The 15,592-nt window shown below is 41.0% G+C and carries 14 protein-coding genes and 2 tRNA genes; 7 read left to right on the plus strand and 9 right to left on the minus strand.

Annotated features, from left to right (window positions below):
* Positions 1–33: 33 nt before the first annotated feature.
* The 7 genes from nuoF to BANH1_RS03695 form a co-directional block, all read right to left on the minus strand.
* Positions 34–1,341, minus strand: a complete 1,308-nt coding sequence (gene nuoF, locus BANH1_RS03665; protein ID WP_015398075.1) for an NADH-quinone oxidoreductase subunit NuoF — start codon at positions 1,339–1,341, stop codon at positions 34–36.
* Between the two features lie 178 nt (positions 1,342–1,519).
* Entirely contained in the window at positions 1,520–2,155 is a 636-nt protein-coding gene (nuoE, locus tag BANH1_RS03670; RefSeq protein ID WP_015398076.1) for an NADH-quinone oxidoreductase subunit NuoE, read from the minus strand.
* A complete protein-coding gene (locus BANH1_RS03675; protein WP_015398077.1) occupies positions 2,155–3,345 on the minus strand; it encodes an NADH-quinone oxidoreductase subunit D in 1,191 nt (396 codons plus the stop codon). Before BANH1_RS03675 ends, nuoE begins: the two co-directional genes overlap by 1 nt.
* Before the next feature lie 181 nt (positions 3,346–3,526).
* The gene (locus tag BANH1_RS03680) at positions 3,527–4,135 is read right to left on the minus strand and encodes an NADH-quinone oxidoreductase subunit C (RefSeq protein WP_041583234.1); all 609 of its coding nucleotides are present in this window, start codon (positions 4,133–4,135) and stop codon (positions 3,527–3,529) included.
* 13 nt (positions 4,136–4,148) lie between these two features.
* Positions 4,149–4,730 carry a NuoB/complex I 20 kDa subunit family protein gene (locus BANH1_RS03685; RefSeq protein WP_015398079.1) on the minus strand — a complete coding sequence of 194 codons (582 nt, stop codon included), beginning with the start codon at positions 4,728–4,730 and terminating at the stop codon, positions 4,149–4,151.
* On the minus strand, positions 4,721–5,086 hold the full coding sequence (locus BANH1_RS03690; RefSeq protein WP_015398080.1) for an NADH-quinone oxidoreductase subunit A: 366 nt from the start codon (positions 5,084–5,086) through the stop codon (positions 4,721–4,723). Before BANH1_RS03690 ends, BANH1_RS03685 begins: the two co-directional genes overlap by 10 nt.
* A gap of 309 nt (positions 5,087–5,395) precedes the next feature.
* Positions 5,396–5,472 (minus strand) — tRNA-Asp (locus BANH1_RS03695).
* Between the two features lie 194 nt (positions 5,473–5,666).
* Between BANH1_RS03695 and BANH1_RS03700 the strand changes: the two genes are divergently transcribed.
* The 5 genes from BANH1_RS03700 (at position 5,667) to parE (ending at position 11,654) form a co-directional block, all read left to right on the plus strand.
* A tRNA-Val gene (locus BANH1_RS03700) sits at positions 5,667–5,742 on the plus strand.
* Positions 5,743–6,323: 581 nt separating this feature from the next.
* Complete coding sequence (locus BANH1_RS03705; protein WP_015398081.1) at positions 6,324–6,968, plus strand: LemA family protein; 645 nt, start codon at positions 6,324–6,326, stop codon at positions 6,966–6,968.
* Positions 6,968–7,810: a TPM domain-containing protein gene (locus BANH1_RS03710; RefSeq protein ID WP_015398082.1), complete on the plus strand. Its 843-nt coding sequence runs from the start codon at positions 6,968–6,970 to the stop codon at positions 7,808–7,810. The genes BANH1_RS03705 and BANH1_RS03710 overlap by 1 nt, the downstream gene beginning before the upstream one ends.
* 931 nt (positions 7,811–8,741) lie before the next feature.
* Positions 8,742–9,479 (plus strand): lipoyl(octanoyl) transferase LipB, encoded by a 738-nt coding sequence (gene lipB / locus BANH1_RS03715; protein ID WP_015398083.1) that lies wholly within the window; start codon positions 8,742–8,744, stop codon positions 9,477–9,479.
* Between the two features lie 96 nt (positions 9,480–9,575).
* Positions 9,576–11,654, plus strand: a complete 2,079-nt coding sequence (gene parE / locus BANH1_RS03720; protein ID WP_015398084.1) for a DNA topoisomerase IV subunit B — start codon at positions 9,576–9,578, stop codon at positions 11,652–11,654.
* A gap of 17 nt (positions 11,655–11,671) precedes the next feature.
* Here the strand turns inward: parE and recJ are convergent, their stop codons facing one another.
* Complete coding sequence (recJ, locus tag BANH1_RS03725) at positions 11,672–13,456, minus strand: single-stranded-DNA-specific exonuclease RecJ (RefSeq protein WP_015398085.1); 1,785 nt, start codon at positions 13,454–13,456, stop codon at positions 11,672–11,674.
* A gap of 317 nt (positions 13,457–13,773) precedes the next feature.
* Between recJ and rplM the strand changes: the two genes are divergently transcribed.
* Both rplM and rpsI read left to right on the plus strand, forming a co-directional pair.
* Positions 13,774–14,238, plus strand: coding sequence for a 50S ribosomal protein L13 (gene rplM / locus BANH1_RS03730; RefSeq protein WP_015398086.1), 465 nt, complete (start codon positions 13,774–13,776; stop codon positions 14,236–14,238).
* A 2-nt stretch (positions 14,239–14,240) separates the two neighbouring features.
* On the plus strand, positions 14,241–14,723 hold the full coding sequence (rpsI, locus tag BANH1_RS03735; protein WP_015398087.1) for a 30S ribosomal protein S9: 483 nt from the start codon (positions 14,241–14,243) through the stop codon (positions 14,721–14,723).
* Between the two features lie 137 nt (positions 14,724–14,860).
* Here the strand turns inward: rpsI and BANH1_RS03740 are convergent, their stop codons facing one another.
* Positions 14,861–15,226, minus strand: coding sequence for a response regulator (locus tag BANH1_RS03740; protein ID WP_015398088.1), 366 nt, complete (start codon positions 15,224–15,226; stop codon positions 14,861–14,863).
* Positions 15,227–15,592 lie beyond the last annotated feature (366 nt).

Raw genomic sequence — 15,592 nt, forward strand, 5'->3', positions numbered from 1 at the left:
ATTTGCATTTCATTATTTTTACAACAAAATACTTTATCCTATTGCTTTTAAAGCAATATTTCTTTTCTGAACCGCATTTCGCGTATAATCATCAATCCTTCGCTCAATTTCTAAACGAAAATTACGTATCAATCCTTGAATAGGCCACGCCGCAGCATCACCGAGTGCGCAAATAGTGTGCCCCTCAACCTGCTTAGAAACTTCGAATAGAAGATCAATTTCACGTTTCTGCGCTCTTCCTTCAACCATACGGCCCAAAAGACGCATCATCCAACCAGTTCCTTCACGGCACGGTGTGCACTGCCCGCAACTCTCGTGTTTAAAAAAAGCTGCTATACGCCAAATTGCCTTAATGATATCGGTAGATTTATCCATGACAATCATACCACCCGTACCAAAAGAAGAACCAATATCACGCATTCCATCAAAATCCATAATCGCATCTACTACGTCTTCGCCACGCACAACCGGACAAGAAGCCCCCCCTGGGATAACTGCTAAAAGATTACCCCATCCGCCGCGGATACCCCCTGTATGTTTTTCAATTAACTCGCGGAAAGAAACGCTCAACGCATCCTCGAATGTACAAGGCGCGTTAACATGACCGGAAACCATAAATAATTTCGTCCCGGCATTATTTGCGCGACCAATAGACGAAAACCAAGAAGCGCCCCGGCGCAAAATTGTCGGAACAACCGCGATGGATTCTACATTATTAACCGTCGTTGGACAACCATAAATTCCCATATTTGCTGGAAACGGCGGCTTAAGACGGGGTTGCCCTTTTTTTCCTTCAAGACTTTCAAGAAGAGCTGTCTCTTCACCGCAAATATAAGCGCCAGCACCGTGATGGACGATGATATCACAAACATGTCCATATTTAGTTTTTTTTCCAAGCAAACCTGCATCATAACATTCGTCAATTGCAGCTTGAAGTGCTTCTCGCTCACGGATATATTCACCACGAACATAGATAAAGGCGACATTCGCCCCCATCGCGAAAGTAGCTATAACACACCCCTCAATTAAAGTATGGGGATCATGCCGCAAAATATCGCGGTCTTTACATGTCCCCGGCTCCGATTCATCTGCATTTACTACTAAATAATGCGGCCGCCCGTCAGTATGTTTCGGCATAAAAGACCACTTCATACCAGTAGGGAAACCCGCGCCGCCGCGACCACGCAAACCCGACGCCTTTATTTCATCAATAATCCAATCACGACCTTTTTCAATAATCGCCTTAGTACCATTCCAGTGCCCACGCGATATCGCAGCTTTTAACGATTTATCTTTCAAACCATAAATATTGGTGAAAATGCGATCTCTATCAGCCAGCATATCCAACTCTTTTCTCTATCACTGGTAGCACTTTTCTGAATTCAGTTACTAAATATCTTTTCAAAATTCCCTAGTCTTTTCTGAAAATTTACGTAATGAACAAACCCTAAACATCCCTCCAACCAAAGTAACACTCATCTCAGCCCCATTTTTTCGTTAATTTTTCTTTTTTGAAGATTTAAGTGGTACTTTCTCTTTTTTTATCTTCTTCAATCAAAGAAGTTAAACCACCGATGGGCTCTGACGATTTACGACCATTCTGTGGCCCTACTGCTATATCAGAACCTTTACCTTCTTTAAATGCATCGATAATTTCTTCAAGACGTTCAGCTGTCAAATCCTCGTAAGTATCCTTGAAAATCATAACCATCGGAGCATTAACACAAGCACCGAGACACTCTACCTCTTCCCACGATAACGTCCCATCCTGATTAACGACAAAAGGCTCGTGATGAATTTTTTTTTGGCAAACTTTAATTAACTCACCAGCACCACGTAACATGCAAGGAGTGGTACCACAAACTTGGACATGAGCCTTTTTTCCAACCGGCTTAAGCTGAAATTGAGTGTAAAAAGTTGCGACCTCTAAAACGCGAATGTAGGCCATAGAAAGCATCTGAGCAACATGCTCAATTGCAGCACGCGTTACCCACCCTTCTTGCTCTTGAGCACGCATCAATAAAGGAATTACTGCAGATTGCTCACGCCCTACAGGGTATTTTTTGATAGTATTTTGCGCCCACACTTGATTTTCTTTTGTAAAAGAAAACTTTATGGGCTGATAGCTCTCATCTGCAAGACGGCGTACGGACATTAGCGATCAACCTCCCCAAAAACAATATCAATTGAGCCCAAAATAGCCGTCGCATCCGCCAACATATGACCTCGAGTCAAAAAATCCATAGCCTGAAGATGAGCAAAACCAGGCGCACGCAATTTAACGCGGTAAGGCTTATTAGTCCCATCGGAAACGAGGTAAACACCAAATTCACCTTTTGGTGCTTCTACAGCAACATAAACTTCGCCAGGAGGTGTATGAAAACCTTCCGTATAAAGTTTAAAATGATGAATGAGCGCTTCCATAGAACTTTTCATTTCACTGCGCTTTGGAGGCACAATTTTACGATCTAAGCTCGAAACTGGTGTATTTTTTTCACTACTAAGTAAACGGTCTACGCATTGGCGCATAATTTTCGCCGATTGACGCATTTCTTCCATACGAATAAGATAACGATCGTAACAATCGCTATTTTTACCTACAGGAATATCAAATTCCATTTCGTCATAACATTCGTAAGGCTGGCTTTTACGTAGATCCCATGGCACACCAGCTCCACGGATCATTACTCCAGAAAAACCACGCGCCCAAGCTTCCTCAATACTCACCACGCCAATATCGACATTGCGCTGTTTAAAAATCCTATTTGGAGTTACAAGCGCGTCAAGTTTGCCGAGAGCAACGAGAAATGGATCAATAAAATTTCCAATATCTTCAATTAAAGATTCTGGTAAATCTTGATGTACGCCACCAGGACGAAAATAATTCGCATGAAGACGCGCACCGCATGCACGCTCATAAAAAATCATTAATTTTTCGCGCTGTTCAAACCCCCAAAGCGGAGGAGTTAAAGCGCCGACATCCATCGCTTGCGTTGTTACATTCAATAAATGATTAAGAATACGCCCTATTTCAGAAAATAGAACGCGAATTAATTGTCCCCTTTTAGGAACTTCAACACCCAGTAACTTTTCAATAGCAAGCACAAAAGCGTGCTCTTGATTCATGGGAGCAACATAATCCAAACGATCTAAATAAGGGCCAGCTTGAAGATAAGTTTTTGTCTCCATTAATTTTTCGGTCCCGCGATGCAATAGTCCAATATGCGGGTCCACGCGCTCAACAACTTCACCGTCTAGCTCCAAGACCATGCGCAAAACACCATGCGCCGCGGGATGTTGCGGACCAAAATTAATATTAAAATTTCGGACATTAACCTCAGCCACAATCGACCCCTTGCTTTTCTAAATGCGCTCTAAACTGGACATCAGTAAAACTTTGCTTACTACGCTGCAAAACATAAAACAGCCACCCACCCAGCACAAACACGTTAAACCTCTGACTCAAAAATACCAAATCACCTAAGAGCATCTTACTACTTTAATAACATATTTACCAACCGCAACATTACTTTTCACTATCCACCTTTTCATTAGGAGGCAAAATATGCTCAGCCCCCTCCCATGGTGAAAGAAAGTCGAAATCGCGCATTTCTTGCCGAAGAACAACAGGTTCGTAAATTACACGTTTTGCTTCATTATCATAGCGGCATTCAACGAACCCCGTTACAGGAAAGTCTTTACGCAAAGGATGCCCTTCAAACCCGTAATCGGTCAAGATACGCCTTAGATCCGGATGGCCAGAAAATAAAACCCCGTACATATCGTACGTCTCACGCTCGTACCATTCTGCACCAGGATAAATCGAGCAAGCAGAAGCAACTGGAGTATTTTCATCAGTGCGCACTTTAACACGTAATCGCAAATTCTGACGAGGAGACAATAATTGATAAGAAACATCAAAACGCTTGTCACGACAAGGATAATCAACACCACTAATATCTATTATAGCTATAAATTGGCAACGAGGATCATCACGAACAAACGCCAAAACATCGAGAATTGCGTCAAGACGTGACACAATAGTCAACTCACCAAATGCAAGAGCGCTTTCTTCTAGCTTATCGCTTAATTTATCTTGTAAATAAGCAGAAAGCTCAACCAATGATTCATTCATCATTATGAACCCCTTATCGCTCTATGGACCCGGTACGACGGATTTTTTTCTGCAATAATAATATACCATACAACAACGCCTCCGCAGTAGGAGGACAACCGGGGACATAAATATCTACAGGCACTATACGATCGCATCCGCGCACGACTGAATAAGAATAATGGTAATATCCACCACCATTCGCGCAGGACCCCATAGATATCACATAACGCGGCTCAGGCATCTGATCATAAACTTTACGCAAAGCAGGCGCCATCTTGTTTGTCAAAGTACCGGCAACAACCATTACATCGGATTGACGTGGCGAAGCGCGCGGCGCATATCCAAAACGTTCATTATCATAATGAGGCATTGAACATTGCATCATTTCAATAGCGCAACACGCTAAACCAAAACTCATCCACATTAATGACCCAGTACGTGCCCAAGTGATTAAAGCGTCTACCGAAGTTACCAAAAATCCTTTATCCCCCAATTCAGCGTTAACATCGCGGAAGAATTCATCATTAGAACCTATCAATTTGCCTGTGCTCGGGTCGATAATTCCCTTAGGCTTTGGAGCAAAGGCTGTTGAACTATCAAACATTAATCCCATTCAAGAGCTCCCTTTTTCCATTCATATACAAACCCGATTGTTAAAATCACTAAAAACATAATCATCGACCAAAAACCGAACATACCTATCGAGCTAAACGAAACAGCCCAAGGAAAAAGGAAAGCAACTTCGAGGTCGAAAATGATAAATAAAATTGAAACCAGATAAAACCTAATATCAAACTTCATTCGGGCATTATCAAATGAGTTAAATCCGCATTCATAAGCTGATAATTTTTCGGGATCAGGTGCGCGATAAGCTACGATATAGGGTATAACCAAAAGGACACCCGCAATAACTATCGAAACAACAATAAAAACCAACACTGGCAAATAAGAGCTCAATAAATGAGTCATAATCCTCTTCCGCTTTAATGAGACGCCTGAATTAACGCAATCACACAACATTGTCCAGATTGAACGCGCAAATTGTGATGAACATTTCGTCAATCCCGCTCGTACAACCCAAAGGCGTGCTGCGCGACATTATTCCCACCAGCATAGGTACCGCAGAGCGAAGAAAGACGCAAGCCCCTATCCTCAGAACCATAAAATAAAAAGGAAATTTAAGCTCTCAGTGCCCCGCGCCGCGCCGATAATATATAACCGTCAGCGGCCCCAATAGCAAAATGCCTACATTAAATAAAGGCTTAAAATAACCCGAAATGGCGCGAGTGACGGGGCTCGAACCCGCGACCTCCGGCGTGACAGGCCAGCACTCTAACCAACTGAGCTACACCCGCGCACTCTTTTCGGACCAATTAAATTGGCTTAAGCGGTCGTGTTAAGACCTTCATTCGTTCCTGTCAAGCAGGCTTGTGTATTTTTTTAAAATTAAATATATGGAAAACTTTTCTTCCCTTTAAAAAATATCAATGAGCAACATCTTTGCCCTTGCGTTTAAAAAAAAAGTTCCTTAAAAGGCGCTGATCGCATCGGGCGATTAGCTCAGCTGGTAGAGCGCCTCGTTTACACCGAGGATGTCGGGAGTTCGAGTCTCTCATCGCCCACCATCTTGTTTTTAATCAAAAATAGCGAGATTGGCTATTTGATATTTGCAGGTGAGATCGTCGGGTTCAAAGGCAGAAAAAGATCCTTCTTTCTGCAGCCAGCGCTTCGTATAAATGAGATGTCGCGGATGACATTTAGAGCTTTAGAACCCTTTTACCAAAGCAAATAATAAAGTCCACCTCCCCCATTAACGTAAGCATTTTAAATTTTCGATAGCTGAAGAGCTTAAGTAAAAGGTTTAACTTTTTTGTTTAACTCATGAATATTTTTTAGCTATGTATTATTTCATAAAAAATGCAATAAATCTGATAATACTTTTCATTATTAGTATTCATACAAAATATTCAATTATTAATACCATATTTTCAAATATTTCTCGAAGCAAATTAATTACAAACTTCATTTTTTTAATCTAAGATAGCTAAACTAGCTTCTTAAACAAGATAAATAGCAAGAAAGTTGCAAAAAAACTAAATACTTTCATAAAGTACAGCCTTTTCCACTCACTTAAAATTTAAGATACTTTGACCATATACAAATATGTCCTATATACACAGACTTAGGAAATTTTGGAGATATCTTTATGCTAAATGCACTGACCGCGTTAACTTCGTTCGCTTATCCTGTGACAAAAAGAGCAAAACGGTGGTCGATTGCTATTTTTTTGGCATCTTTAATGCCGTTTTTAAATGGTTGCGGTTTCAATACAATACCGACAAACGAAGAAAAAGCGCATGCAGCATGGAGCGAAGTATTAAATCAATATCAGCGTCGTGCAGATCTTATTCCCAATTTAGTAGATACCGTTAAAGCTTATGCATCTCATGAACAAACCGCGCTTTCTAATGTTGTTGAAGCGCGCGCAAAGGCAACGCAAACGCCCCTTAACGTTAATATGTTAAATGATCCGCAGGCTATGCAGCAATATCTCGATAATCAGACAAATTTATCGAGTGCGCTTTCGCGTCTTATGGCCGTTGTCGAAAACTATCCTGACCTTAAAGCGAATCAGAATTTTCTTGCTCTTCAATCTCAATTAGAAGGAACTGAGAATCGTATTTCCGTTGCGCGACGTGATTATATTGAAGCGGTACGTGTATATAACACTGCACTCAAAACGATGCCGACGATGATTTGGGCAAAATTATGGTTCCGTGATTCCAAACCCATGCAAACATTTACTGTCGACAACAATGTCCAACAAACACCAAGAGTTAATTTTAATTAATGATACCATCCCAACGCTCTATACAATATAGTTTTTTCCCGTATTTATGGGTTGTTGTGTGTCTTTTCTGTTGTTCCATTCCGCTCGGCAGTAGCGTTGCTTATCCGCAGGGTCGGTATCCTTCTTTGACCGGTCGCATCAATGATGTCGCTCGTTTACTTGATGATGCGACGATAGAAGATTTAACAAAAAAGCTAGCTGCATTGGAAGAAAAAGCAGGAGACCAAGTTGTTGTCGTGACCATTCCCAGTCTTTCAGGAATGGATATTGAAACTTACAGCAATTCCCTTTTTCGCATATGGAGTTTAGGTCAAAAACAGATCAACAACGGTGTATTGCTTGTTGTCGCACCAAATGAGCGCAGAGTACGTATCGAAGTGGGATATGGTTTAGAAGGAGAGTTAACGGATGCCATTTCCACGGTTATTATTAATAACTTCATTCTTCCCAATTTTCGTGAAGGAAATTATCGAAAAGGAATTATTGAAGCCATTGATGCAATTATCAATGTTATTACAAACAATGATTCTGATTTTACATATAGAATCAAAGAACAAGCTAAAATTATTGAAATAAAACGTAAACAAGCTGAAAAAGAACAGATGATAGCAAATGCAATTATATTTTTAGTCTTTTTTGCGGTGATTGGCTTGCCCATACTCGCAATGATCTTTGGCAAAAAAGTAGGACCTCAAAAATATCGCTGGATGGGTATCGTTTTTACCCCTTGGTTTATCGGCTTAAATTTTGGTAGAGGGGAATTTGGAAAGCGTTCAAGTGGCGGAAAATTTAGAGGCGGCGGGGGATCATCAGGCGGCGGCGGAGCGTCTGGCAGATGGTAAAATCCACCTTACGGGCGGGCAGGTAAGCACTTTGGTTCCCGTGCTTTTCAGCACCCAGTGCGCGCCGTCTTTTATGGAACCATTTCGAGGTGAGTCATCTTCTAATTCTCAACTCATATCCCACCCCGCTAACTATAATATTTTTCTCACGATATCCTGTAAGGATATTTTTTTAAGCTTTTAAAAATGTAATATAATGTAATTTCTTAACGAAAAACCTTCAATCAGTGATTAAAATAACTGAAGATATATCTTCAATTTCTAAAATTTTACAATTACATCTTTAGAGAGGCTCCTCCGTCGCTGTAGCAGAGACGTAATTTATTTTCGGCGCGCTCGCTCTTTTGCAGATTAAAATATAATCCTACCTATCACCGACGATAATGCCCCCCACTTAGAAGAATCTCCTATAAAAATGCCGTTTACACTAAAAATCAAACCGTAAGGTAAAATACCGCAATGCAATTATTAAAAAATTTTAATAATTTTTCCAATCTCGCCCTTCGTATCTTCCTTATTTTTAATATCATAATAAAATAATTTGAAATTACGGCAAAATCAGCCCGCGCATTGCAAGAAGCTTAAGCGCCCAAAAATAAACTAGTAGGCCCCTATAATCACTGACTCAAGGACTGGCTATATTTATTCTACCACTATTTAAGTTTTTTTTTCTACCAAAAATGATCAAATACGGCTTTTTACAAGACATTCAGTTTTCCGGTTTATACGCTCTAATCCGTAAACTGGTGGAATCTTCGCAATTTATTCCATTCATGAGCTTATAATTCTTCTCTGCTGCATTTAAGTTTATAAAAGGTCGATTTTTTTTGAAAAAGAAAAATATCAATAGCTTTATTTTTTGTGTTAGTTTTAATGCATAAGCTCGTGTCTTGCCACGTAATTGCTTTTACCGATAACAAATAAATCGCCAATGAGATTTAAATTGAAACATATTAATCGTCACCGCTCATCTCATCACTTCAAAGCAATTGATGATGCGCCACCAGTTGAATGGAAAGTAAGTAATAGCTTAGTTGAATACCCTGAAGCGCTTCGTTACATGCAAGAACGTGCAGAAAATATTTTTACCAAAACTGCGCGCGAACAAATTTGGCTTCTTGAGCACCCTTCCCTTTATACAGCAGGTACTAGCGCTAAAAAAAAAGATCTTTTAACCCCCGACTTATTCCCTGTTTATGAAGCAGGCCGTGGCGGCGAATTTACATATCACGGCCCTGGACAGCGTATCGCTTACATTATGCTTGATCTTAAGCGTCGGAAGCAAGACATACGCGCTTTTATCGGCGCATTGGAAGAATGGATCATACAAACACTTGCGCAATTCAACATTAAAGGTGAACGTCGCGAAAATAGGGTTGGTGTATGGGTTGTACGACAGAATTGCTCATCAGCAATAGGTAACATGCCTACTGAAGATAAAATCGCCGCTATTGGTGTCCGTGTGCGCAAATGGGTGAGCTTTCATGGCATTGCTATCAATGTCAAACCCGACTTATCTCACTATGCAGGAATTGTTCCTTGCGGAATTACGGACCACGGTGTAACAAGTTTACTTGATCTAGGTCCATCTGTAACAATGCATGATTTTGATATTGCTATGAGACAGACATTTGAACAAATCTTTGGTCCAACAATTGATGTTTCTTAAGTGCATTGATTTTCAAATAAAAAACAGGCATACAGGTCATCTCGGCCAAAAATTTATTTTAAACAACTCTAGATTTCAGATAGATAATTGAACGCCATGAGCGATGAGAATAAGGATCTTTTTAGTATTTTACATAATGCTCAGTCCCGTGCGGAAATGAAAGCGAAAAATCTCCACGTTTCAGTGGGTCCGGATGTCGAAGTTCCCGCAGTCTCCGCATCTTCTCCGAAAGACGATACAAAAGAAAGCGACTATAGTGCCTTATCTATACGAGTTCTTGAAGGTTTAGAGCCAGTCCGTTTACGGCCCGGAATGTATATTGGTGGAACAGATAGCAAAGCTCTTCATCATTTATTTGCAGAAATCATCGACAATGCTATGGATGAAGCCGTTGCCGGTTATGCTGATTTAATTGATGTATCATTAGACAGATACGGTTATCTAACGGTTACAGACAATGGACGCGGAATTCCTGTTGAGAACCATCCTCAAATGCCGGATAAATCGACCCTTGAAGTTATTATGACGCAACTCCATTCAGGTGCAAAATTTGATGGAAAAGCTTATCAAACCTCTGGCGGCTTGCACGGAGTAGGCATTTCTGTTGTTAATGCTCTTTCTGACCATATGGAAGTTGAAGTAGCGCGAGATCGCAAACTTTACCGCCAATGTTTTTCACGTGGTATTCCTCAATCCGGACTGGAAGATTTAGGTGATGTGTATAATCGTCGTGGTACACGAGTCCGTTTCCATCCTGACAGCGAAATTTTTGGCGAAAAAGTAGCTTTTGATCCAGAAAAAATTTATAAAATGGCCCGCTCTAAAGCCTATCTTTTCGGCGGAGTAAAAATTCGGTGGAATTGCGACCCTATAATTCTTGAAAACGTAAAAAATATTCCAGAGAAAGCTGTTTTTCATTTTCCGGATGGACTTAAAGATTACTTATCATCATTATTGGAAAATGAATATAGAGTAACAGCTGAAATTTTTTCTGGTAAAACAAAACAACGCGGGGGTCATGGCTCGGTTGAATGGGCGGTAGCTTGGCATGGCGGCGATGCTCGTATACAGTCTTACTGCAACACCATTCCCACCGGAGAAGGCGGAACACATGAAGCAGGACTGCGTCAAGCTCTTTTGCGAGGATTGAAAGCGTACGCCGAATTAACAGGAAATAAACGTGCTTCCATCATCACTTCTGATGACGTCATGATTTCGACAGTTGCGGTAATTTCTATCTTTATCAGAGAGCCAGAATTTGTCGGACAAACTAAAGATCGATTAGCCACAATTGAAGCGCAACGTATTGTAGAAAATGCAGTACGCGATCCTTTCGATCACTGGCTTGCAAATTCTCCTCAAGAAGCTACGAAACTCCTTGATTGGATCATTGAACGAGCCGAAGAACGTATCAAGCGACGCCAAGATAGAGAAATAAATCGGAAAACTTCCGTGCGTAAATTGCGCCTGCCCGGTAAATTGGCGGATTGCAGTCAAAATTCCGCTGCTGGCGCCGAATTATTTATTGTTGAGGGTGATTCTGCCGGCGGTTCTGCTAAACAAGCGCGGAATAGAGCAAATCAAGCAATTTTGCCTCTTCGTGGAAAAATATTAAATGTAGCAAGCGCTGCACGGGAAAAGATGGGCTCAAATCAAACAATCGGCGATCTTATACTCGCCCTTGGATGCGGAACACGCTCTAAATACCGCGAAGAAGATCTCAGATATGAGCGCATTATCATTATGACAGATGCGGATGTTGATGGCGCTCATATCGCCTCGCTCTTGATTACTTTTTTCTTTCAAGAAATGCCCGACCTTATTTGTCAGGGGCATTTATACCTCGCTGTTCCTCCTCTTTATAGAATATCACAAGGGGGAAAAGTCGCTTATGCGCGCGACGATATTCACAAGGATGAATTATTAAAAACAGAATTTACGGGGAAAGCCAAAATTGAAATTGGACGTTTTAAAGGTCTTGGAGAAATGCGCGCTGAGCAGCTAAAAGAAACAACTATGCATCCTGAAAAACGCACACTTTTACGTATTTCCGTTGATGCAGTTGAAATGCAAAAAGCCAAAAACACCATAGAAAGTTTAATGGGAACTAAACCAGAAGAACGATTTCGATTTATACAAGAAAATTCCGCTTTTGCGCGTAACTTAGATATCTGATCTTCAAAATATATTTATCAAACCACTGCAGCTGCGTCGATAACCCGTAATTGCGGATTAATAGTCCCTTTCCAATAATTTAAACTGAGATTACCGGCTAAATGAATTATTTTATCAACATTTTTAGAAAGAAAATCACCAAGCGGTGTTCCTACTGCGTGAAAAGCTACCCCTTGCAGTTTTTCCCCATCAATACTAGAGATAACAAGGCGAAGATGCCCTTTTCCAACTTCACACAAACTAATTAATCGATGAGAAGGAAAAGCAAAAACAGGTGTAGCATTTCCCGCGCCAAATGGGCCCGCTTTTTCGATCATATCAAAAAGGTCTTTATTAGCACCAGAAGCAGAGAGACAACCATCTACGCGGAGAGATTTGTTAGCGCGCAACTCTGAAACCACCGAAGCAACTTTTTCTTCGAGCCACTTTTGAAAATTTTCAATTTTTGCCGATTGAATTGTAAGGCCAGCAGCCATACTATGCCCCCCACCTTTTTCCAATAAATCCAATGCGACAGCCTCACGAACGAGTGCTCCTAAATCTATACCATTAATTGAACGCCCCGACCCCGTACCACTTCCGTCCGCTTTCAAAGCAATTGCGAAAACAGGGCAAAAAAAACGTTCTTTCAAACGAGACGCAAGGATACCGACAATCCCTGGGTGCCATTCTTGCCGAGCGACTACAAGCGATGATGGTGTTTCTTTATCCTGGTTAACAAAATCAGCATATATTTCTGCTTGGGCTAATTGTAGCTCCTCCATCTCCTGGCGTTCTTGATTAAGTTGGTCTAATTGTTCCGCTATTCTATCGGCTTCATCTCTATCGTTACAGCTAAGCAAACGCGCTCCCAACGCCTGATCTCCAATGCGTCCCCCAGCATTAATTCTCGGACCCAATAAAAAACCCAAATGAAAACTATTCAGCGGTTCGCCTATACGCGCAACCTTCGCTAAAGCCGCGATTCCAGGATTGCGCATGAAACGTGCAACTTGAAGCCCTTTAATCACAAAAGCCCGATTAACACCCTGCAACGGAACCATATCGCATATAGTGGCTAATGCAACAAGGTCAAGCATACTCAGAAGATCCGGAATAGCCCCTTCCCCTTTTTGCTCCCGCAATAAATGATTAACCCACGCTAATGTGATAAATACGACGCCAGCGGCACATAAATGCCCCTGTTCAGAAAAATCGTCAGGGCGGTTAGGATTAACAAGAGCAACAGCCTCCTGATGAATATCAGTCATTTGATGATGATCCAAAACCACCACATCAACACCTGCAAGCCTAGCCGCCTTTATTGCGCCTGGACTATTTGCGCCGCAATCAACAGTAATAATTAAGCTCGCTCCTTCTTGCGCTAACTTTTTCATAGCTTGTTCATTTGGGCCGTAGCCTTCTGCAATACGGTCGGGGATATAAATTTTTACTTTTAGACCAAAATAGCGCAAAAAGCGCGCCAATAGCGCTGATGAACAAGCACCATCAACGTCATAATCACCAAAAACAGCAATTTCCTCTTTGTTTATAATAGCTTTGACTAGACGCTCTGCCGCGTACTGCATATCAGTAAAGCTTTTGGGATCAGGCATTAAAGTACGTAAGGTCGGATTAAGAAAAGCGACAGCTTCAGTTTCATCAATATTTCGCGCCGAAAGAACCCGGGCTAACTGATCTGGCAGACCAAATTTTTGAGAAATAGCGAGAGCATTATTAATTCCCCAAATATCAAGAGAATCGAGCCAAACTTGGCCACAAGCGGAAGATTTGACATTAAGAAAATAAGGGGACAACTGCATCGTGCTCTATTATACGATTAAGGCACTAAAAATACAACAAAGACTCAAAAATGAAATGTCCTATTATAGAATGATATCCTTATAGAATGACACCACACTTGAAGAAAAAATATGAATAGCGCAATAAAGGTATTATAATACCTCTGTTATAACATACTGTTCCGAAAGTTTTATTTTTTCTTGACGCAAACTAAAAGACATTATATCAGGCATAACTTATTAATGTGCGTCGGAGCACATCTGTTGTGGTTATAATTCACAACGCAAAGCAACAAAAAATGCCCTCAATTTTAAGAGGGGCCAATAAAGGATTTTCTATGGCAACTTTTTCGCAAAAGTCAACTGAAGTGGTGAAGAAGTGGGTTGTTATTGACGCAGAAAACCTCGTTTTAGGCCGTCTTGCTACCCTCGTTGCTAACCGCTTGCGTGGCAAACATAAAGCTACTTTTACCCCACACATCGATGATGGTGACAATGTCATTATTATTAATGCAGATAAAGTGACTCTCACCGGTAAAAAATACACCGATAAAAAATATTATTGGCACACTGGCTACATCGGTGGCATCAAAGAGCGTACGACTCGCCAAATTCTTGAAGGACGTTTTCCTGAACGCGTTATAGAAAAAGCCGTAGAACGTATGATTCCTCGTGGTCCGCTTGGTCGCCGCCAAATGAAAAACCTGCGCGTTTATGCTGGGAACCAACATCCACATACAGCGCAACAACCTGAAATTCTCGATGTCGGTGCCCTAAACCGCAAAAATAAAAGGATTGCTTAATTATGGTTGAAAATGCTTTTTCTCAACTTAGTACAGCAGAAAGCACCGTAGAAGTTAATGCAAATGTTGCTCCTGTCCACGTGCAAAAGCTCGATTCACAAGGACGCGCCTACGCAACAGGAAAACGTAAAAATGCCGTCGCTCGTGTATGGGTTAAGCCAGGCTCCGGAAAAATTATCATCAATAAGAAAGAATTTGATAAATATTTTGCCCGTCCCGTTCTTAGAATGCTTCTTCGTCAGCCAATCGTTGCAGCAAATAGAGATACGCAATTTGATATTGAGGCAACTGTTGCTGGTGGTGGACTTTCTGGTCAAGCAGGCGCAGTGCGACACGGCATTTCTAAAGCGTTAACTTATTATGAACCAGAACTCCGCCCAATCCTAAAAAAAGGCGGCTTCCTTACGCGTGATAGTCGTATCGTGGAACGTAAAAAATACGGTAAAGCAAAGGCACGTCGTTCTTTCCAATTCTCAAAGCGCTAACCATAATTTTTATGTGGTACATAAAAACCCCTCTTTTCAGAGGGGTTTTTATTTTGAAGATATTATTAAAATTATTTCGTCGAAATTGCATCATTTCAGTTTTTTCCTTAATCGAAAAAGGAATCTTAATAAAAACTTCAACCCAAAAAACGCTTGACCGTTGCAATAAAATGGGGAACTGAGATAGGCTTTGACATATATTCTTCGCACCCACTCGCACGAATCCGTTCTTCATCTCCCTTCATAGCAAAAGCCGTTACAGCAACGACAGGGACAGATTTGAGTTCTTCATCTTCTTTTAATTGTTTAATAACATCGATACCTGATACTTCAGGTAACTGAATATCCATTAGAATAAGAGAAGGCTTTGATGAACGAGCTAAATCTAATGCAATAAGACCATTACGCGTTTCGACGGTTTCATAACCACTCGCTTCTACAAGATCACGAAATAATTTCATATTAAGTTCGTTATCTTCCACGATCATGACTTTTTTTAACATTAGCGCAACTCCACCCTTCCTATATAAAAAAGGATACATATAGGTCAAAATACATTACCGCTTAGCTAAAATAAAATGGCAAAAAATTGCAGACTACAAAAAACCGGGTAGCGTGCCGTGCGTTTGTAAGGGCGCCTTTTTACCACTCGTAACAATCTACTAGTACATTGCTTTCCAGCTCACGGAGATATACCTAAAAATATTCCTGCAACGATATTATCATCAAATTTTTGGGGCAATATACTAGCTTTCTATTTATTATCTATACCTGAACCAATTTTTAGCTTTTTTATCACAAAGCGCACTATAGAACGCGTAAAAAACCCAGACCCCGCCCTTTTCGTCAAAAAAGTGGAGCCCTCCGAC

Origin of the sequence: Bartonella australis AUST/NH1 (assembly GCF_000341355.1) — a bacterium.
Lineage (GTDB): Bacteria > Pseudomonadota > Alphaproteobacteria > Rhizobiales > Rhizobiaceae > Bartonella > Bartonella australis.